This window comes from Streptomyces sp. NBC_00038, assembly GCF_026343635.1.
Lineage (GTDB): Bacteria > Actinomycetota > Actinomycetes > Streptomycetales > Streptomycetaceae > Streptomyces.
Map to the genome: position 1 here is coordinate 203160 of NZ_JAPELQ010000001.1, position 19384 is coordinate 222543.

The following is a 19384-nucleotide window of genomic DNA, read 5'->3' on the forward strand; positions in this document are numbered from 1 at the left end:
GCCGAAACTACGTGACACTTTTGGCAGTCCACCACCGCCCGCCGATCGCTGCTAAGGCTTCTAAAAAGCAGCTCCCGCGGTCGGCCCATGCATTCTTTCTGGTAAACCCGACCGCGACTCAGTAAATCCCTAAAATGGTGCAACCCAAACGGCTTAAAGAGCCACGAAGCGTGGCCAATCGATTAGTTCACGCTCCCCACGGAGAGGAGGCGGCGGCCACTTCCATCCTCGTCACACCATTGGTCTGTCTCTCCAGCAGCAATTCACCGCCGATGGCGTATCGAGGCGCGGCAGCATCTGACTGAGCGGCTCGCTCAACAATCGCGTCGACCAGCGAACGAACCATGTCAAGGCGCGGATAGACACCGTGGATCTGCTTCTCCCAGGCACGGGCGATCTCCGCCTTGCGCCCGAAATCGAGCCCCACGCCCTCGCGGGTCAGGTAGCTCAGCAAGCCCCGACGCTCGGCGATCCCAGGAGAGGTATGCAGGGCGATTGCTTCCCATACTCGATCGATGTCTGGCTCGGGGACCTCGTACTGTCGCAGCAAGTCAGCCGCCAGGTCAGCACCTTCCACCTCGAAGCGCGCTTCGCCCTTCGCATGGTTGCCGATACCCAAATCGTGCAGGACAGTCGCGGCGAATAGCAGCTCACGGTCGTAGGCGTCGTCCTTGAGGCACCCCTCATGGGCAGCCACGATCTCGGCGAAGAGAAAGCTGCGCACGCTGTGGTTGAACAGTGGAGTGGTCTCGGAACTGCGCACAGTGGAGACGATGGCCTCCGCCAAGTGGCCGGTAGGTAGGTCAAGCGAGAAGTCCATATGCGTAGGCTAGACATCTGAACTGTCCCCTCGGCAGTGGCATGTGTGACACCCGTCGCAACATTCGCGCCACTCACTGGAACGGGGATCAGCCGAAGCAGAGGTGCCCCCTCCCCCACGGCCTTGGCAGCCATCACGTGCCCCAGGGTCTACCCATACGAGTCCTTCGACTGCCGAAAGCCGCGACGGTATTCCGTGGGAGTGATACCGGGAGTGTCGCCGAAGCGCGCGCATGCTACTTCCGCTGCCCAGTCCACTGCGTGCGGCGATTCGCTCGACACTCAGATCGGTGGCCGCGAGGAGCTCGCGGGCGTTATTGGGGCGGGCGGTAACGAGCCACTGATGGGGACTGGAACCGGTCTCCTGTCGCCACATTCGAATCAAAGTGCGGGTGGAAACCTGCGCATGGCGAGCCAGGTCATCTCCTTTGGGCACTCTCATGAGAGGTGCGGTCGACTACCGACTTCTCGACTCTTGTCCGCGATCCAGGCTCAAGTGAGTGGTTTACGGATGACGAGCCGCCGACTGAAGAGCGGAGGCAGGCTCAACCGCGGTTACGGAAATGGGCCGCCTCCGTGACGACCTGCCAAGGTGACGGTTTGCCTGCCCTCTCTAGCTCTTATTGCAGATTGCAAAGAGCTCTAGCCAAAGAAGGCAGACCATACCGCCACGATTCAGATTCCTCATTCACGGCCTTCACGGCCCGGCACGTACAAGCCAAGCTGTGCCTGAATATCCTGCTTCACTTCCGAAAGCAGCGGAGCGCCAGGATCTGGTACATGAGGATCACTCGGTGACCCCTGTCAGCGAAAGTGAACTACAACCGCCGCTTCAAGCAACGGCGCCATCCGCCGGGGACTCATCCAGTTCGGGGAAGTAAGGGCCCTCGACCTCGCCCGGACGGATCACGGCAGACTTGGGACGGTCGTCCAGCAGCAAGCGAGTGGCGTCCGTCTTCGCGTAGTGCCCGGCGGGGTCGGCCGCGTTCTTGGCAAGGTCTATCAGGGAGAGGTCGATGTCAGCGACAACCAGTCCCTCGGCCTGCTCGTCGAGCGGCTTACCCAGGGGGGTGCCGTCGGGGCCGAAGATGCGACTGTTGCCGGCACCCTTCGCGAGCAGTGCGCGTTGGTCGTCGGTGGTCGTGAAGGTCTCCAGGGCACGTTCGCCGATCACCTGTGTCGGAGCGATGACAAAGCAGCCGCCTTCAAGAGCGTAGGTCTGAGTGGCGGCCATATTCGCCTCAGCACCGAGTGCGTAGGCAAGGCCCTTGTACAGGCCGAAAGCGGGCCAGGCGGCGACGTGGACCTGCTCGTGCTGTGCGTACATCGCATACTTGCTGAGCGGCTGCAGGTGCTCCCAACAGTTCAGGAGACCGAGTCGGCCGAGCGGAGTTCGGACAACCTTCAGGTCACTGCCGTCGCCCTCGCCGAAGAGACTCCGCTCGACATGGGTGGGCTTGAGCTTGCGGCGATGCAAGAACACGGAGCCGTCCGCCCCTATGAGCGTCTGAGACATGTAGAGGCTTCCGTGATCCTTCTCGCTGTAGCCCAGGGCGACAGTGACGCCAGTACGGCGTGCAGCCCTTCGGATCGCGGTGATGTGTTCGCCATCGACGGTCGGCGAACTGGCGTGGTACCGCCCCACGAACGGCACCTGACCGGCGACGGAACCGAGCCACAGGAACAGCGGGTACCCCGGGATCCAAGTCTCGGGGAAGGCCACCAGGGAAGCACCCTCGGCGGCGGCGTCCTCGATCAGACCAATGGTCTTCTCGACGGTAGCGTCGGCGTCAAGCCACACAGGCTCGGCCTGGACAGCGGCAACACGATAGGTGGTTGTCATTTCGGACCTCCTACTGTCAGGGCATTTTACTGAGAGTGAATTGAGAGTGAAATGACAGTAGGTACCAGCGTCTGCGAATCTGCGGCGTTCCACGCACCAGCGAGCGGCGTTTTCTGTAGCCAACCGCGCATGGCACACGTCCGACCAGCGCATTTGGACGGTCGAGGTGGCGAGCCGTCACGTTTCCCGGCCGAGCGCCCCACGCACCTCGGCGGGAGTCCGGCCATAGGCGCGGACGAAAGCACGCGTGAACGTGGTGCGATCAGCGAAGCCACAGCGGGCAGCCACAGCAGACACGGTCGAGCCGGCTCTCCGCGGGTCGGTCAGGATGCGGTAGGCCGCATGCAGGCGCTCGGCCCGGATGAAGGCTGCGGGAGAAGTGCCGGCTCCGGCGAACAGATCCCCGACATATCTCACCGAGACCCGGTAACGATGAGCGAGGGACTCGGGAGTGAGTCGAGGATCAAACATATGTTCGCGTATGTGCGTCTGCATTGAGGCGAGCAGAGCGGCGCGTCCGGTGGGCACACCGGAACCCTCCCCTACCACCGCGCGCACAGCCGTGGCCAGGAGATCGACGGCCGTGAGACCCAGTTCGACCCTCTGGTCGCCAGCGAGGACGTCGCAGGTATCGGCCAGTTCTCGCATATAGGCAGCCAGGACGCGAACAGTAGGGTGCCCAGCGGGCAGCCCGCGCCCGTACGCCTCCTCCACCCGGCTACCCCGGTCTCGAAGCTGTTCTCGCGGCACCTGAAGGACCAGCTGCCGCGCGTCGGTCCGGAAGCGCAGCTCGTACGGTCGCGAGGCGTCGTACAGCGCACCGCCGCCGCGAGACCACTCGGTCCCGCTGTCCCCTTGAAGGACAACGCCTTCGCCGTCGACATGGAGCGAGAACAAGCAGTCATCGCTCGGCTCACGACGCACCAAGCGGCCCGTCCGCAGAACTACCGACGCACCATGTGTACGTACGTCTGTGAGCGTGACTGCGGATCCCAGAGAGCTGGAACGCACCGAACCATGAAAGGACGCAGCCATGGAGCCTAGTGACAATGGCACAAAGCTATCGGTGATGACCTGCGCCCATTCATCCGGGCCATTGGCGACAAGCACATCCATAGAATTCAGCATGCTCACCCCAGGGGTCGTCGGTGCCAACGTTTCCGTACTGAAGACCACAATCTGGCCTCCCGATCGTCGCGGTCCTTACTTCGACGCTGTTCATGGCCGCTGTCGGGTCCCGCACCTATGCAGAGGCCGATCATCCGACATGGCGGACAGTGCACGCCTACTCCCACGCGAGCCTGCTGACGGCGCGGTGAATGGCGTGAGCACAAGCCGCCCCCCAGCAACTCCTTGATCAGCCATGAAGTACATCGCCCGCGCTACACGTCAGGAAAGTTGTGACCGTAACATACTAGCCATGGAACCTCACCGTGTCGCTGTTTTGGCACTGCCCGGCGTACTCCCCCTCGACCTGGGTATCCCCGCCCAGATCTTCACCCAGCGTCCTGGCACCCCGTACGAACTGACCGTGTGCGGTGCCGCGCCGGGCAGCGTCATAACCAGCACCGGGTTCACGATCGGCGTCACAGCAGGGCTACCAGCCCTTACCCAGGCCGACACGGTCATCGTGCCCGGGTACGCGGAGTACCAGCTTCCGCCAGCGCCGGAGGTCACCACTGCCCTGAGGCAGGCATTCGACAGGGGTACTCGGATCGCTTCCATCTGCACCGGCGCCTTCGCCCTCGCCGCGGCCGGACTCCTGGACGGCCGTACGGTGACCACACACTGGGCCAGTGCCGACGACCTGGAGCGTCTTTACCCCGATCTACGCGTGGACCGCAACGTCCTCTACATCGACCACGGTCCCCTTCTCACCTCCGCAGGGGTGACCGCCGGCATCGACCTGTGCCTCTACTTGGTCCGCAAAGACCTCGGCGCAACTGTCGCCAACGAAATCGCTCGGGCACTGGTCGCATCGCCACACCGAGAAGGCAGCCAGGCCCAGTTCATCGACCGCTCCCTGCCATCACCCACCGCCCACTCTCTCGCCGACACTCGTGACTGGGCACTGCAGCACCTCGATGAGGACCTCCGCCTGGACGCGCTCGCCCGACACGCGCGCGTGTCCGCACGGACGCTGAACCGCATGTGGCGTCAGGAGACCGGCGTTACGCCACACCAGTGGCTGCTCACCGCCCGGATCAACCACGCCCGTGAGCTCCTGGAAGCCACCGAGCTGAGCATCGGGCAGATTGCTGCCCGATGCGGACTTGGCAGCACTACCAACCTCCGCGCCCGCTTCCGCGATGCCCTCGGCACTACGCCCACGGCCTACCGACGCGCGTTCGCGAACCCATCAAGTCCCGATGCGGCGGAACCAGAGGCAACAGGAGCAACGCCCTAACATCAGCTAACACAAAGAGATGGATCAGCCCTGATCGCCGTGTCCGGGACGGGAGTTGAGCGTTCGATGCCGCATGGGGACTTCGCCGTGGAACGGTCGGATGAGTTGTGAGACCGTCTGGAGCCGCTGCTGCGGGAAACAAGGCCGACGTCTGGCAGCGACCTCACGAGGTCCTGCTCATCGAACTCAATGCCGCATCACGACTGGACGGGTTCGCCAAGTGATCGACTCCCCTCACGTAAGAACCCTGGGGCAGCGTACAAGCCCCTCGCCGGTCGACCGAGGCAGAGCTGGCTCGAAACACCACTTGATCGCTGACGAGCACAGACCCCACTCGCCGCCCTGCTGACCAGCGGTAACCGCAACGACGTCACACAGCTGCTGCCCCTGCTCGACGCGATCCTCCCCCGGTTAGCGGTCGCGTCGGCCATCCTCGCCGCGAGCCGGACTCGCGGTCAGTCGACCGCGGCAACGACCGCGACCAGTTCCGCGGAGCACGGCGCCGCACCAGCCTGGGCACCTACCGGTGGGGGGCGAGAAGACCTTCACCGGGCTCCGCGGATTCCGAAGCCTGCGGAGCCGATGGGAACGCCGCGCCGACATTGAAACTCACCTGCTGCCTCATCACCCGCCGACAACTCGGCTGATCTTGCAGCCGTTCTGAGGCGATCCCCTGCTGCCCCGGCCCTCACCTAGATGCGTGATGCCCTGGGTCAAGACCTCTCTCGATACTGACTGCATCGGCGGCAGACCCGAACTGTGCCGCGATGCAGTTGGCAGCGAACGGAGAATGAGGCCCCACAATGGACGAACCCACTGCCGCGCCCAGCGCGGGGACCAACAAATACGAATCCGCTCCGAACCTTCGCATGAAGGCCGCAGACGGCGTGGAATACGCATATCGCGACGTCGGGCCGCGTGACGGCCGCGCACTGGTACTGCTCCAACACTTCCGCGGAAACCTCGATAGCTGGGATCCGGCCCTGATAGACGCACTGGCGCAACACCGCCGCGTGATCACAATGGACTACCAAGGTGTCGGAGGCAGCACCGGGACGCCGGCTGACACCATCGAACAGATGGCACGCGAAGTCCTCGCCTTCACCGTTGCTCTCGGCACCGAGACCTTTGACCTGCTCGGCTTCAGCATTGGCAGCTTCGTGGCGCAGCGCGTCGCACTCGCACGTCCGGATGCCGTTGACAAGGTGGTCCTCGCGTCCACCGCACCGCAAGGTGCGCGCGGCATGCACGGATGGGCGCCCGAAGTGATCGGTGCCGTCGGCGGACCGCAGACGTCGGCCGCCGAGTACATGAGCGTGTTCTTCACGGCGTCGGAGGCCAGCCGCGCCTCGGGTGGGAACACCCTGACCAGGATCTATTCGCGTACGGACGGCCGAGACGTCGAGACGGACTGGGCGACTCGACTGGCTCAGTACGACGCAGTCACGAAATGGGGTGTGCCGAACACGACTTTGTTCGAGGAACTCGAGGGGCTGACTGCTCCGGTCTTCGTGGCAAACGGCGACAGTGACCCGATGATCCTGCCGAAATACTCCTACCTCATCGCCGGCCTGCTACCGAACGCGACCGTCAAGATCTACGAGGATGCGGCACACGGGTTCTTGTTCCAACACTACGAAGAGTTCGCATCTGACGTCATCACGTTCCTCGAACGCGAATGAACACGGGGCGTGGGCATCGCCGTCGCTGACAAGACTGAGGCGCCTGGACCCTCCACAGTCCTTTGTGGTCTCTGACCGCCGCGGCCTGGTTGACTCGGCGCAGCCGTCCGGTCCAAGAAGACCGCGCGGCTGCGCCTCACAGTGGTCTGACCACGGCGAGAATGGAGTGAGTAGGCTTCTCTGAGCACATGGTGGCTACAGGTAATGGTGAGGCAGCAGCGCGGCTCGCGTGAGATTGCAGACATCGGCTTCGCTCCCCCGGTCAGTACACCGGCAAGCGTCGAGATCATGTCACTCGCGGACCTTCGGCAGCGAGCTGCCGTCCGCATGGGCGAGGCCGGCCTCGATGCACCGCAGCGACCAACGTTCCATCATCTGATGACACTCTCCAGTGGCTCCTTGTGGCACACAGTGGATTTCACCGGCTACGCACTAAAGCCGGGGTCCTGGCTATGGGTCCGGCCCGGTCAGGTTCAGCAATGGGGCGACCTGCACGAGGCCGAGGGCACGCTGATCCTCTTTGAGAGCGACTTTCTGGATCAGAGCACCGTGACCGCGTCACGCGTGGACGATCCGCACGCCCCTGTACTTCAGACTCCCGATCCCGAAGATCGCCACGCACTGGCGATGGCCGTCGACCATCTGGCACTAGAGTTCCAGGGACTGCACGGCATTTCGCTGGAAGCCCACGTAGCAGTTCTGCGCCATCTGCTGTCGGTTCTGGTACTCCGCCTTTCACAGCGGACCACACCGGTCGGCAGCCCGACTCCAGACCCTGGAGAAACTTTCGTCCACTTCCGTGACGCCGTCGAGCGCGACTTCACCCGCACACGTCGTCTGGAAGACTATGCCCGCGCTCTGGGGTATTCGCCTCGCACCCTCTCCCGGGCCGCAGTCGCCGGAGCCGGTGTGGGAGCGAAGGAATTCATCGACCGGCGAGTGATCCTGGAGGCGAAACGCCTCCTGGCGCACGGCGACCAGTCAGCCTCCCGTATCGGGGCACAACTCGGCTTCACCAGTGCCACCAATTTCAGTAAGTTCTTCCATCAGCGGACGGGTCACTCTCCCACGGCCTTTCGTGCGTCTGTGCGCGGGCAGTCTTCGAAGAATGGCCAAGACAGTGGGCCTGATACCGGGCAACCCCGGCGGTGAGGGCCGCTCCTGCCAGCGGTGCCACCATGTAGATCCACAGAGGTGACCAGTAGACGCTGTGGTGTGCCCACACTGCAGGGCCGAACTGGCGGGCGGGGTTGGCGGACCCACCGGTCATGGCGCCGAGGATGACGATGACTACGGCGACAGCGGTGGATCGGGCAAGTGGGATCCATCTCCTCCACGTGGGGCGGGACATCAACACCAGGGTGACCGTAAGGGTTGCGGCGGTGGCCGCGGCTTCGGCGACGAACACAGCGGCGACTGGCCAGACGGGATCGGGCTTTACGGCGGCGTAGGCCATACGATCGCCGACGACCGGGCCCCACACAAGGCGAGCCAGGCCCGTGCCGGACACGGAACCTGTGAGCTGGGCGGCCACGTATGGCAGAACACGGCGGCCATTGATCGCGCCGGTCAACCACAGGCCGAGAGTGACGGCCGGGTTGAGGTGTCCGCCGGAGTAGCGGCCCCACGGTGAGGACAGCGCCCACGCGAGCGCAGCACCGATGATCACCGCCACAACTGCGAACTGGAGGTGCACTTCCCGCAGGACCCGGCTGCACGGAGAGGTCATCACCCAGCGCACGGCGCTGACCACGGCAAAGAGCACACCGCCGGTGAGTGCGAACTCCACGGCAGCTGATGCCCAGACAGTCATGCCGCCCGTGGATGGGGCCCGCCCCGCGGCGTCGCTTCCGCCGCCCGACGCCAGGCCGGTGTCCATCCGCGTGGACACCCGGGTAGGGGTGAGCATCGGTCAGCCCCAGGCCATCTCACCCGTCGCGACCTTGGTGCCCAGGTCCAGGGCGACCGGCAGGCCCAGGTCCGGGTAGCACTCGAGGAGCGCGACCTTCAGCGCCTTGGAGTCGTTGCCGCTCTTGGCCAGCTCCTCCTCGAGTGCGGCGAGGTAGGCGCGGGTGAAGGTGATCGCTGAGACGTCGTTGGCCGCGTCGGTGGAACGATGTCCGGCCACCACGAACTGTGGGTCAAGCTGCTCCATCTCGACGAGTGTCTCGACCCATGCGGCCCGCTCTCGGGGGGTGGGGGTGTCAGCGGTCCACACATGCAGGCCGGCGAACAGCAAAACCCCGCCCACGACTGCGCGGTCCTCGGGCTGCCACAGGTACTCGGTGCGCCAGACCAGATCCGGGTGGCCGCCGCGGAGCTCGAAGTCGTGGCCCTCGACGCTGACGCGGTCCCCGTCCAGCACCTCCGGGATGACCACTTCGCTGGGCAGGTTCCTGCCCAGGTGCGCCCAAGTCTTCAGCTTGCCTTCCCAGCTGGACTTGATCCGCTCCACGGTGGTGGCGGTGGCGACGATCCTGACGCCGGGGAACGCTTGCCGGATCACTTCCAGGCCGAAGTAGTAGTCGGGGTCGGAGGAGGTGACCACAACGGTGGTCAGCTGCTTGCCGCTGTCGATGATGTCCGCCAGGACCCGGTGCTGCTCGGCGACCGTGAACTGGCCGTCGACCAGCAGCGCTTCACGCTCGCCTGTGATCAGTACTGACGACTTGTGCAGCCCGATGTCGCCAGCGGTGTGAACCGTATATGTCAAGGCAGACATGGTTGTGCCTTTCACAGTGCTGTGAGGGGATCAGGCGTTCGTTGCTGCAGCCAGGTGCTGATCCAGAGCATGGGTCAGCGCTTCGGCCGAAGAGACCGGGCCGCCCAGGCGATCGGTGCCGTGTGCGGTGTGCAGCACCAGCGTCGGGTAGGCGTCGACGCCCAGACGGCGCACCCTGAGGAAGTCGGCCTCCGCCTCGGCGCGCGCGGTGGGCGAGGCGTATGCGTCTGCTACCGCGTCGGCGTCCAGGCCCAGTTCGGCGGCGAGGTCCCGGTAGACCTCAACATCGGAGAGGCTGCGGCCGTCGACATACCAGGCGCGCTGCATCACAGCGGCAGCATCCAGGGCGTCCGCGCCCGGCTGATTGCGCAGCGCAACCAGCCCCACGGCGGCATCGGCGGAGTCCATTGCGACCCTGCCGTCCGCCAGCGCGGCACGGTATCCGTCACCGAAAGTGACGCCGGTCAACTCGGTGATACGCCCATTGGCGCCCGGGATATGCGGATACGCAGACACCGGCAGAGCGCGCGAGCCGGTGAACAAACCGCCGGACAGCACACGCAACTCGATCCGGTCCGCATTGACTGCCGCGAAGCGATGCAGCGCCGGCTCGAAGCCGTAGCACCAGCCGCAATAGGCGTCGAAGGCGTAGGTCAGTCGAATGCGCTCCACGGAACTCATCACCTGTCGTCCTTTCCGGATTCCGTCACCCGGCTCTCTGTCTCGGTCGGGCTGACAGTGTCAAAGCTATGGCCAGGTAACAGATCCCTCTGGATACGCAGACGACGCCCCATGGTGAAAAACCGACAGGTTTCTGGCCGCTTCGAGTACGAACCCGAACGAGACGAACGCTGACCCGCCCCTCGCTTGCCGTCGCTTCAGCGCTACGGGAGGACCAGCCGTGCACATCGACGGCGGCGAAATCGGCGCCGAGCATGCTGTCGTCGTACGGGCCCTTCGTCGCGCTCAGCGGCGCCACCGCGATCAACAGGCATCCGTTCAGGGAGAGTTCCACGACTCCCAACTCCACCGACAACCAGGGAGATGTGTTCCAGAGCACCTTCCTAACCACCGCAGCCGCGTCTGGACTGTCCGCCCCTGGGCGGTATCGCGAACATCCGTCCATGCTGCCAACAGGCGAACGATATTGAAGCCGCGACCATGTTCGTCCGGATCGACTGCGCCCCTCGCGTGGGGGTCACGCACGCCCGAGTCGACCACCGTGATGCGCAGGGTTCGGATGCCGAGACAGAGCAGCACTGTCATTTCGCTACGCCCATGGACGGCAGCGTTGGCGGCGAGTTCCCCGAGAATGAGAAGGCCGGAATCCATCGCGTCTGAGGGAACGCACCAGTGCCTCAGCACATCAGCTGCCCAGGCGCGGGCTACAGGCACAGAGGCTACGGTGGCGGACAATGCGAGCAAAGCTCGATTGCTCTGGCCGTAGGTGGCCGTCTCAGGGGTGGGCCCGGCTGGTGCGACGGGCGCTTCGGCGAGGCGCATGAGGAGCCTCTCAGGGTGAGCGGGTCGTACGGAGCACCGACGCCGGGACAGCGTCAGGATGTCCGAACTGACATAATCAAAGCTATGACTAAATTGCGCGGGATTCAGGATCTAAACGCGACACGGTGCGGTTAAAAAGCGACAGACCATACCGAAATACCCGCAAGTCAGACCCCTGAGACACCTTCTGGCCACGCAGGGTTATTTGGCCTTCGGTAATCGTAATCACTGGCCCGGCACGTCCGTTCACCGTGGCCGCCCCACCCAGGCCGGGACGCGCGGGCCATAGCGGTAACCACTGCCTGAGCCGGATACAGCCGTGCGGAGCCTGCCGCACGGCACTCCCCACGCAGGTCGAGACAATGATGCCGTCTCCTACCGTCCGCGTGGTGGACTCCGGCGATCAAGCCGACCCGACCGGCGGTGCAGACGCACGCCTTGACAACGATCATCTGCGTCAAGCCCGATGCCTGGCATCGAAGTCGACGGAGTGGGTGGTCAGCTTCCCCAGCAGTTCGATCAGCGTGCGCTTCTCATCCTCACTGAGAGCGCTCCCCCACTCCCGCTCCCGCTCATTGTGAGCCAGGAATGCGGACGCGATCGCCTCCCGCCCGGACTCGGTGAGGGAGAGTTCCAAAGCCCGTCCGTCGTAGGCCGCACGCCCCTTCCTCACCAGACCGTCACGCTCCAGCGTGTTGACCAGCGCAGACACTGCAGCCCGGCTCATGCCGGACAGTTCCGCCACCTGCTTCGCCTCAACTGGAGCGGTCAGCCAGATCGCGAACAGTACGCGGAAGCCGGGCCATGACCAGCCGCGTGGCCGGTGCACGGTGGATTCGAGGTCGTAGACGAGCATGTTGGCCGCTCGATGAAGAGTGAACACCAGCCGCATGGCGAGCGGGTCGATGCTCGGTAGTTCCCGGGAAACCCGCTCGACGGCGTAGTCGATGAACGACCAGAAGTGCAGGTGCTCGGGGTCGGACGGTTCCAAGGTCATGCCTGGAGTGTAGGGCGCAGGCGGAGGCGGCTCGCCCGAGGAGTTGGGCCGGTTCGCGATGTTTCCGACAAGTAACAGGAGGCTGTAGTTCAGGTCTTCCCAAAGGGTCCGGCAACGAGTATCGTCCAATTAATCAAAGCCTTCACTATGGCTTTCATCACTGTTCCTCCCGATTCACACTTCGGGTCCGAATGGTGCAAAACCACCCCGGTATGGCGTCACACCTTGTGCCTCACCGGCTTCCCTAATCGCGCCCCGCCACGGCAGACGCGATGCGAGTGCCACTCATGGGAGTTCTCATGCCTGAAGTCCTAGCTCCCCCCAGCCCCGGCGCGCTGCGCGCATGCATGTCCCGTTTCGCCACAGGCGTCACGGTCGTCACCTACGACGGCGAGGACGGCCCTCGGGGCGCCACCATGAACTCGTTCACGTCTGTGTCGGCCGACCCCGCACTGGTGCTGATCAGCGTCGCTCGCAGAGCCCGGTGCCACGACCGGCTCATCGACCAGTCGTTCTGCGTCAACGTCCTGGGCGCCGAGCAGGAACGTCTGGCCCGCCTGTTCGCGGGGGCGCAAGGGCTGGGAGAGCCCGACTGGGTGGCCGACGCCCGGGTGCCACGGCTGGCCGCCCCCCTCGCCTGGATCGAGTGCGACCCCTGGCGCTCGTACGACGGCGGTGATCACACCCTCGTCGTCGGCCAGGTCATCGATCTCGGCCACCGTGACGGCGACGCCCTCACCTATGCCTGGAGCCGCTTCGGTACAGCGTCCGAGTCGTCCGACGGCATCGAACACCTCATCTGACAGCTCAACGTCCCCGCCGACTACCCCTCAGGAGCACCACCATGGCCGCACGCACTGGCAAGGAATACCTCGAGCGACTGTCCACCTCCCGTCCCACCGTGCACATCCAGGGCGAGACCATCTCTGGCGGTGTCCAGGACCACCCGGCCTTCCGCAACGTGGTGCGCACGTACGCCGAGTTGTACGACCTCCAGCACTCCCCCGAGCACAAGGACGTTCTGACCTACACCTCCCCCACCTCCGGCGAACCGGTCGGCACCTCGTTCCTGAACCCGAAGACCCCGGACGACCTGGTCAAACGACGCAAGGCGTTCAAGGTGTGGGCCGACCACAGCAACGGCATGCTCGGCCGCACCGGCGACTACATGAACAGCTCCCTCATGGCACTGGCCTCCGCCGCCGACTGGTTCGCCCAGGCCAACCCCGCCTTCGGCGAGAACATTCGCCGCTACTACGAGAAGGTCCGCGAAGAAGACCTGCTGTGTACCCACACCCTGATCCCGCCGCAGGTCAACCGTGCGGTGGCCGGCACCCAGCAGGCCGGAGGCAAGCTGGCGGCGCGGATCGTGAAGGAGGATGACAACGGGGTCGTCATACGCGGTGCGCGCATGCTCGCCACCATCGCCCCGTTCGCTGACGAGATGCTCGTCTTCCCGTCCACCGTGCTGCGTGGCACCCCCGAGGACAAGCCGTACTCGTACGCCTTCGCCGTTCCCAACGACGCCCCCGGCCTGCGATACATCGCCCGCGAACCACTCGGCTACAACCGCCCCCGCCACGACTACCCGCTCTCCTCCCGCTTCGAGGAATCGGACTGCGTGGTCGTCTTCGACGACGTCCATGTGCCCTACGAGCGCTGCTTCGTCCTCGGCGAAGCGGAGCTGTGCAACGGCTTCTACTCCCAGACGGCGTCCGTGGTGCACATGACGCATCAGGTCGTCACCCGGACGTCCGCCAAGACCGAATACATCCTGGGCCTGGTGTCCCTCCTCACCGAGGCCATCGGCATCGAACAGTTCCAGCACGTCCAGGAGGACATCGCCGAGATCATCGCCACGCTGGAGATGCTGCGCGCATTCCTGCGCGCCGCCGAGGCCGACGCCGAAATCAACGAGTACGGCGTCCTCACTCCGGCCTTCGCCCCGCTGAACGCCGCCCGCAACCTCTACCCCAAGCTTTACCAGCGCTTCCCCCAGATCCTCCGCAAGCTCGGTGCCTCCGGCCTGATGGCCACTCCGACCGAACTGGACATCAACGGGCCGGCAGCCGCCGACATCGAGGCTTACCTGCAGTCGGCGACTCTGACCGGCCCGGAGCGCGTGAAGCTCTTCCGACTGGTGTGGGACACCTGCATTTCTGCCTTCTCCAGCCGCCAGGCCCTGTACGAGTACTACTTCTTCGGCGACCCGGTCCGCATGGCGGGCGCCTATGTGAAGTCCTACGACCGCGAGCCCTACAAGGCCAAGGTCCAGGGATTCTTGGAGCGTTCCTGATGACGCATCCGCTCGGAAACCCCCCATCGAAGATCATCGCGGTCCACCTCAACTACCGCAGCCGGGCGAAGGAACGCGGACGGGTACCGTCGCAGCCGTCGTACTTCCTCAAGCCGCCGTCGTCCCTGTCGGGTACCAAGGAGGCGATTCTCCGGCCTGAGGGGTGCGAACTCCTGGGCTTCGAGGGCGAGATCGCGCTGGTCATCGGCTCGCGCGCCCAACACGTGGCGCCCGAGGATGGCTGGTCGTATGTGCGCTGGGTGACCGCGGCCAACGACGCGGGCGTGTACGACCTGCGGTACGCCGACCGCGGCTCCAACCTCCGTTCCAAGGGCGCCGACGGCTTCACACCGATCGGGCCGCGGCTGCTGGACGCTCGTGAACTCGACCCAGGCGCCCTGCAGCTGCGGACCTGGGTCAACAGCGAGCTGGTCCAGGACGACACCACCGACACACTGCTCTTCCCCTTCGGACAACTCGTCGCCGACCTGTCCCGGCTGGTCACACTGGAGCCGGGAGACGTGATCCTCACCGGCACACCGGCCGGCGCCTCCGTCGTCTCGCCAGGCGATCTGGTCGAAGTCGAGGTGAGCGGCAGCGGGCTGTCCACTGGGCGGCTGCGCAATCCGATCGCCGCGGGGCCCGCGCTCGACTCGTACGGCGCCATGCCCCGCGTCGATCCCGCGGAGCGCGAGGCCGCCTACGGATCGACGTACGTCCCCGAACCGCTGCTCGCCAAGGCCATCGAGGACGGGCTGCGCTCGGTCGCGGTCGCCACGCTCAGCGCACAGCTACGCAAGCGCGGTCTGCCGCACATGTCGATCGACGGCGTACGTCCCACACAGCCGGGCACCGGCATGGTCGGTGTCGCCCACACTCTGCGCTATCTGCCGCTGCGCGAGGACCTGTTCAAGAGGTACGGAAACGGCATGAACGCCCAGAAGCGGGCTATCGAAGAGCTTCGTCCGGGCCAGGTGCTGGTGATGGACGCCCGGCGGGACACTTCCGCAGGCACGATCGGCGACATCCTGGCACTGCGCGCACAGCAGCGCGGTGCGGCGGGCGTGGTCACCGACGGCGGGCTGCGCGACAGCGCGGCCGTGACGGAACTCGGTCTGCCGGTATTCCACGGCGGGGAGCATCCGTCCGTGCTCGGCCGCCGTCACATCCCCTGGGACACCGGCGTGCCGATCGCCTGCGGTGGCGCCCTGGTCCAGCCCGGCGACCTGATCGTCGGGGACGCCGACGGCGTGGTGGTCGTACCGCCAGAGCTGGCCGAGGAGCTGATCGCCGACTGCCGCGAGCAGGAGGCGCAGGAAAGGTTCATCACAGAGCAGGTACGGACCGGACACGGCATCGACGGCCTCTATCCATTGGGGCCGGAGTGGCGGGAGCCGTACGAGCAGTGGCGCAAGCAGCGCAATACGCAAGGAGAGTCCCTGTGAAGTTCAGAAGTGACCCGTCCTCAATCCGCGGGTCCATCGCCCCCGTCGTCACGCCGTTCACCGCGGACGGCGCCGTCGACCACGACAGCTTGCGGACACTGATCCGCTTCCAACTCCAGGCCGGCTCGCACGGGATCTCGCTGGGCGGATCGACCGGCGAGCCCAGTGCGCAGTCCGCCGCTGAGCGGATCGAGGCGATGCGTACCGTCACGAAGGAAATCGGCGACCGTGTCCCCTTCCTGCCAGGCACTGGTTCGCACAAGCTCGACGAAACCCTCCAACTCACCGCCGCAGCACAGGAGTTGGGCGCCGACGCGGCGCTCGTCATCACTCCGTACTACGCACGGCCCACGCAGGAAGCCCTCTACCAGTGGTACGCGACGGTGGCCCGGGAGTTCCCTGACCTGCCGATCGTCGCCTACAACGTGCCGTCACGCACCGCCGTCGACATCGCACCGGAGACAGTGAAGCGCCTGTTCACCGACTTCGAAAACTTCGTCGGAGTCAAGGAGACGACAAAGGACTTCGAGCACTTCTCGCGCGTCCTGCACGCCTGCGGCCGCTCGCTGCTGGTGTGGTCCGGCATCGAATTGCTCTGCCTACCGCTCATGGCACTGGGGGGCGCGGGGTTCGTGTCGGCCGTCGCCAACATCGCCCCAACTGCGGTCGCCCGGATGTACGAGCTTTGGGAGGCAGGCGAGTTCGACGCCGCCCGCGACCTGCACTACCGACTTCATCCGCTGGTCGACCTGCTGTTCGTCGAGACCAACCCAGCGCCTGCGAAGTGGGTGCTGCACCAGCAGGGCCTCATCACCTCCCCGCATGTCCGCCCGCCGCTCATCACTCCCACCGACGCGGGCCTCGTGAAGATCCGCGCGCTGCTCACCGAGGGCGGCGATCTCACCTCACAGATCGGAGACGCACGATGACCACGATCCCCAAGGGCTTGCCATCTGTCATCCGCCACTGGATCGGCGGCAAACTCGTCGATGCCGCCGACGGCCGAACGTTCGACGTCTCCGATCCCGTATCCAACACCCCGTACGCGCAGGCCGCCCGCGGTTCTGCAGCCGATATCGACCGGGCAGCGCGCGCGGCAGCTGCCGCCTCCACGGAGTGGGCGGGACTGTCCAACCGGGACCGAGCCGCCACGCTGTACCGCATCGCAGACGCAGTCGAGGCCCGCCACGACCGGCTGGCCGCCTACGAGACGTACGACACCGGACTACCCATCACCCAGGCACGCGGCCAAGCGCGGCGCGCAGCGGAGAACTTCCGCTACTTCGCGGACGTCATCGTCGCACTCGGCGAGGAGGCCTTCCGGCAGGGCGAGGAACAGTTCTCCTACGTGCGACGCACTCCTGTCGGAGTGGCCGGGCTGATCACGCCATGGAACACACCGTTCATGCTGGAAAGCTGGAAGCTGGCGCCCGCACTGGCCTCCGGATGCACGCTGATCCTGAAGCCGGCCGAGTGGACACCGCTTTCGGCGTCACTGTGGCCGGAGATCTTCGCCGAGGCGGGCGTACCCGCGGGTGCGGTGAACATCGTCCACGGCATCGGCGAGGAGGCCGGCCAGGCCCTCGTCGACCACCCGGACGTGCCGCTGATCTCCTTCACCGGATCCACCGGCACCGGTCGGCGCATCATCCGGTCCAGCGCCCAGCACCTCAAGACCACTTCCATGGAACTGGGCGGCAAGTCCCCGGCCGTCGTCTTCGCCGACGCCGACCTGGAAGCCGCACTCGACTCGATCGTGTTCGGGGTGTTCTCCCTCAACGGCGAGCGCTGCACGGCCGGTTCACGGGTGCTCGTGGAGCGATCGCTCTACTCGGAGTTCGTGCATCGCCTCGCCGAACGGGCCGCAAATGTACGAGTCGGGCTGCCCTCCGACCCGGCAACAGAAGTCGGCGCGCTGGTCCACCCCGAGCACTACGCACGAGTCTTGAACTACGTCGAGATCGGCAAGCAGGAGGCCCGGCTCGTCGCCGGCGGCACTCGACCTGACCACCTGAACGACGGCAACTACCTTCAACCAACCGTTTTCGCCGACGTAAAGCCTGACGCCCGGATTTTCCAGGAAGAGATCTTTGGCCCGGTCGTCGCTGTTGCCCCCTTCGACGACGAGGCCGAGGCGATCGAACTCGCCAACGCCACCCGGTACGGTCTGGCCGCCTACATCTGGACAACCGACCTCAAGCGCGGCCACCGCTTCGCCCATGCCGTCGAGTCCGGCATGGTCTGGATCAACTCCCACAACGTCCGGGACCTGCGTACTCCCTTCGGCGGGGTCAAGGACTCGGGCGTCGGCCGAGAGGGCGGCGCCCACTCCATCGACTTCTACACCGAATCCAAGATCATCCACGTCGCACTCGGCGACGTTCACACCCCTCGGTTCGGGGCTGACTCATGAACGCACCTGATGTCGTCCGCTCCGCCTATGCCCAGCTCGCCGTTACCGATCTCGGTGCCGCACGCTGGTTCTGGGTCGACATGCTCGGCTTCTACGTCCAGTACGAGGACGCTGATTCTCTCTACCTACGCGGCACTGACGAACTCACTCATCACTCCCTAGTGCTGCGCCGGGGTGAACTGGCCGCCCTCGACCACATCGCATACCGCGTACGCAGCCCTGAAGACGTGGACAAGGCCGAGCGGTTCTTCACCGAACTCGGCCGCCCCGTCAAGCGCTTGAAGAAGGGAGAAGGTACACGCGGCATCGGCGACGCTGTACGTGTGATCGATCCGTTGGGCTTCCCTGTCGAGTTCTTCTACGAGATCGAACACGCCGAACGTCTCATTCAGCGCTACGACATCCGTCACGGTGCTGAGGTAGCCCGCCTGGACCACTTCAACATCTGCACCCCCGACATCCCCGCCGCCTACGCTCACTACGAGTCCCTCGGCTTTGGTTGCTCGGAGACCATCGAAGGCGACGAACACGAGCTGTACGCAGCCTGGATGTATCGAAAGCAGACGGTGCACGACGTCGCCTTCACCGGCGGTGCCGGCCCCCGCCTGCACCACCTGGGCGTCGCCACCCACGAATCCCACCAGATCCTGCGATGCGCCGACATCTTCGGCTCGCTGCGCAAGGAGCATCACATCGAACGCGGCCCCGGGCGCCACGGGGTCTCCAACGCCTTCTATCTCTACCTCCGCGACCCTGATGGTCATCGAGTGGAGATTTACACCTCGGACTACTACACCGGCGACCCGGACCACGAGACGTACGTCTGGAACGTCCACGACGACCGCCGCCGCGACTTCTGGGGCAACGCCGTGATCGAGTCCTGGTACAAGGAGGCCACGCCGGTCCTGGATCTGGGCGGACGGCCTCAGGACATCTCAGATGCCGTGCTCGATGAGTCGGCCGTTCAGGTCGGCGCAGACGGACTCGGCTGAGCCTCTCCCCAAGGGGGTCCTCCAGATCGAGCCCCCCTCCGCGCAGTTGATAGCCGTGCCGTTAGCGACGACGCCGCGAGACGACACGTCCGCCGGACGCTTCGAATTCTGGCTGGAGTTCGTCCGTCAAAACTTCGTGCCTCTGGTAGCACCACCGGGCGAGACGTCCAACTTGCATGCCCTGCACATGTCGTCTCGGTGTTGTGCACGAAAGGCAAGCGGACGGTGCTCGATAGACCGATCCGATGACACAGCGGTCCGACGG

17 protein-coding genes and 2 pseudogenes are annotated in these 19384 nt (G+C 65.3%); 10 read left to right on the forward strand and 9 right to left on the reverse strand.

From position 1 onward, the window contains the following. Positions 1-187: 187 nt before the first annotated feature. From OG219_RS01005 to OG219_RS01020, 4 genes are all read right to left on the reverse strand, one after another. The gene (locus tag OG219_RS01005; RefSeq protein ID WP_266821851.1) at positions 188-820 is read right to left on the reverse strand and encodes an HD domain-containing protein; all 633 of its coding nucleotides are present in this window, start codon (positions 818-820) and stop codon (positions 188-190) included. 9 nt (positions 821-829) lie between these two features. Beyond that, positions 830-1261 carry a helix-turn-helix domain-containing protein gene (locus tag OG219_RS01010; RefSeq protein ID WP_323183251.1) on the reverse strand — a complete coding sequence of 144 codons (432 nt, stop codon included), beginning with the start codon at positions 1259-1261 and terminating at the stop codon, positions 830-832. 390 nt (positions 1262-1651) lie between these two features. Further along, on the reverse strand, positions 1652-2662 hold the full coding sequence (locus OG219_RS01015; RefSeq protein WP_266821853.1) for a carbon-nitrogen hydrolase family protein: 1011 nt from the start codon (positions 2660-2662) through the stop codon (positions 1652-1654). Positions 2663-2839: 177 nt separating this feature from the next. Next, entirely contained in the window at positions 2840-3778 is a 939-nt protein-coding gene (locus tag OG219_RS01020) for a helix-turn-helix domain-containing protein (protein ID WP_266821855.1), read from the reverse strand. A gap of 304 nt (positions 3779-4082) precedes the next feature. On the opposite strand from OG219_RS01020, the gene OG219_RS01025 reads away from it, so the two are divergent. The 4 genes and pseudogenes from OG219_RS01025 to OG219_RS01040 all read left to right on the forward strand — a co-directional run bounded on the left by OG219_RS01025 (position 4083) and on the right by OG219_RS01040 (position 7903). Continuing rightward, positions 4083-5069, forward strand: coding sequence for a GlxA family transcriptional regulator (locus OG219_RS01025; protein WP_266821857.1), 987 nt, complete (start codon positions 4083-4085; stop codon positions 5067-5069). 73 nt (positions 5070-5142) lie between these two features. Further along, a pseudogene (locus tag OG219_RS01030) lies at positions 5143-5716 on the forward strand (transposase). A gap of 156 nt (positions 5717-5872) precedes the next feature. Continuing rightward, positions 5873-6751: an alpha/beta fold hydrolase gene (locus tag OG219_RS01035; RefSeq protein WP_266821859.1), complete on the forward strand. Its 879-nt coding sequence runs from the start codon at positions 5873-5875 to the stop codon at positions 6749-6751. Positions 6752-6955: 204 nt separating this feature from the next. Continuing rightward, entirely contained in the window at positions 6956-7903 is a 948-nt protein-coding gene (locus tag OG219_RS01040; protein ID WP_266821861.1) for an AraC family transcriptional regulator, read from the forward strand. 52 nt (positions 7904-7955) lie between these two features. On the opposite strand, the pseudogene OG219_RS48230 reads toward OG219_RS01040, so the two are convergent. The 5 genes and pseudogenes from OG219_RS48230 to OG219_RS01060 all read right to left on the reverse strand — a co-directional run. After that, positions 7956-8660, reverse strand: a pseudogene (locus tag OG219_RS48230) (aquaporin); the annotation flags it as partial. Between the two features lie 3 nt (positions 8661-8663). Further along, positions 8664-9473 (reverse strand): MBL fold metallo-hydrolase, encoded by an 810-nt coding sequence (locus OG219_RS01045; protein ID WP_266821863.1) that lies wholly within the window; start codon positions 9471-9473, stop codon positions 8664-8666. 30 nt (positions 9474-9503) lie between these two features. Next, positions 9504-10154, reverse strand: a complete 651-nt coding sequence (locus OG219_RS01050; protein ID WP_266821865.1) for a DsbA family protein — start codon at positions 10152-10154, stop codon at positions 9504-9506. Between the two features lie 318 nt (positions 10155-10472). Beyond that, the gene (locus OG219_RS01055; protein WP_266821867.1) at positions 10473-10976 is read right to left on the reverse strand and encodes an ATP-binding protein; all 504 of its coding nucleotides are present in this window, start codon (positions 10974-10976) and stop codon (positions 10473-10475) included. Positions 10977-11433: 457 nt separating this feature from the next. Next, positions 11434-11973 carry a MarR family winged helix-turn-helix transcriptional regulator gene (locus tag OG219_RS01060; RefSeq protein ID WP_266821869.1) on the reverse strand — a complete coding sequence of 180 codons (540 nt, stop codon included), beginning with the start codon at positions 11971-11973 and terminating at the stop codon, positions 11434-11436. Between the two features lie 299 nt (positions 11974-12272). On the opposite strand from OG219_RS01060, the gene OG219_RS01065 reads away from it, so the two are divergent. From OG219_RS01065 to hpaD, 6 genes are read left to right on the forward strand one after another with little or no spacing between them, the layout of a single operon-like run. Further along, positions 12273-12776, forward strand: a complete 504-nt coding sequence (locus OG219_RS01065) for a flavin reductase family protein (protein ID WP_266821871.1) — start codon at positions 12273-12275, stop codon at positions 12774-12776. A 41-nt stretch (positions 12777-12817) separates the two neighbouring features. After that, positions 12818-14269, forward strand: coding sequence for a 4-hydroxyphenylacetate 3-monooxygenase, oxygenase component (gene hpaB, locus OG219_RS01070; RefSeq protein ID WP_266821873.1), 1452 nt, complete (start codon positions 12818-12820; stop codon positions 14267-14269). Continuing rightward, complete coding sequence (locus tag OG219_RS01075) at positions 14269-15714, forward strand: fumarylacetoacetate hydrolase family protein (protein WP_266821875.1); 1446 nt, start codon at positions 14269-14271, stop codon at positions 15712-15714. Before hpaB ends, OG219_RS01075 begins: the two co-directional genes overlap by 1 nt. Next, positions 15711-16643 (forward strand): 4-hydroxy-tetrahydrodipicolinate synthase, encoded by a 933-nt coding sequence (gene dapA, locus OG219_RS01080; RefSeq protein WP_266821877.1) that lies wholly within the window; start codon positions 15711-15713, stop codon positions 16641-16643. Before OG219_RS01075 ends, dapA begins: the two co-directional genes overlap by 4 nt. After that, positions 16640-18127: a 5-carboxymethyl-2-hydroxymuconate semialdehyde dehydrogenase gene (hpaE, locus tag OG219_RS01085; protein ID WP_266821879.1), complete on the forward strand. Its 1488-nt coding sequence runs from the start codon at positions 16640-16642 to the stop codon at positions 18125-18127. Before dapA ends, hpaE begins: the two co-directional genes overlap by 4 nt. Next, positions 18124-19119, forward strand: coding sequence for a 3,4-dihydroxyphenylacetate 2,3-dioxygenase (gene hpaD, locus OG219_RS01090; protein WP_266821881.1), 996 nt, complete (start codon positions 18124-18126; stop codon positions 19117-19119). The genes hpaE and hpaD overlap by 4 nt, the downstream gene beginning before the upstream one ends. Positions 19120-19384: the final 265 nt, after the last annotated feature.

Excerpts from the sequence above, each read along its gene's own strand:
- hpaD (WP_266821881.1), top strand. The coding sequence starts at position 18,124 with ATGAACGCACCTGATGTCGTCCGCTCCGCCTATGCCCAGCTCGCCGTT.
- OG219_RS01015 (WP_266821853.1), bottom strand. The coding sequence starts at position 2,662 with ATGACAACCACCTATCGTGTTGCCGCTGTCCAGGCCGAGCCTGTGTGG.
- OG219_RS01060 (WP_266821869.1), bottom strand. The coding sequence starts at position 11,973 with ATGACCTTGGAACCGTCCGACCCCGAGCACCTGCACTTCTGGTCGTTC.
- OG219_RS01050 (WP_266821865.1), bottom strand. The coding sequence starts at position 10,154 with ATGAGTTCCGTGGAGCGCATTCGACTGACCTACGCCTTCGACGCCTAT.
- OG219_RS01025 (WP_266821857.1), top strand. The coding sequence starts at position 4,083 with ATGGAACCTCACCGTGTCGCTGTTTTGGCACTGCCCGGCGTACTCCCC.
- hpaE (WP_266821879.1), top strand. The coding sequence starts at position 16,640 with ATGACCACGATCCCCAAGGGCTTGCCATCTGTCATCCGCCACTGGATC.
- OG219_RS01065 (WP_266821871.1), top strand. The coding sequence starts at position 12,273 with ATGCCTGAAGTCCTAGCTCCCCCCAGCCCCGGCGCGCTGCGCGCATGC.
- OG219_RS01005 (WP_266821851.1), bottom strand. The coding sequence starts at position 820 with ATGGACTTCTCGCTTGACCTACCTACCGGCCACTTGGCGGAGGCCATC.
- OG219_RS01010 (WP_323183251.1), bottom strand. The coding sequence starts at position 1,261 with ATGAGAGTGCCCAAAGGAGATGACCTGGCTCGCCATGCGCAGGTTTCC.
- hpaB (WP_266821873.1), top strand. The coding sequence starts at position 12,818 with ATGGCCGCACGCACTGGCAAGGAATACCTCGAGCGACTGTCCACCTCC.
- OG219_RS01045 (WP_266821863.1), bottom strand. The coding sequence starts at position 9,473 with ATGTCTGCCTTGACATATACGGTTCACACCGCTGGCGACATCGGGCTG.
- OG219_RS01020 (WP_266821855.1), bottom strand. The coding sequence starts at position 3,778 with ATGGATGTGCTTGTCGCCAATGGCCCGGATGAATGGGCGCAGGTCATC.
- OG219_RS01055 (WP_266821867.1), bottom strand. The coding sequence starts at position 10,976 with ATGCGCCTCGCCGAAGCGCCCGTCGCACCAGCCGGGCCCACCCCTGAG.
- OG219_RS01075 (WP_266821875.1), top strand. The coding sequence starts at position 14,269 with ATGACGCATCCGCTCGGAAACCCCCCATCGAAGATCATCGCGGTCCAC.
- OG219_RS01035 (WP_266821859.1), top strand. The coding sequence starts at position 5,873 with ATGGACGAACCCACTGCCGCGCCCAGCGCGGGGACCAACAAATACGAA.
- OG219_RS01040 (WP_266821861.1), top strand. The coding sequence starts at position 6,956 with ATGGTGAGGCAGCAGCGCGGCTCGCGTGAGATTGCAGACATCGGCTTC.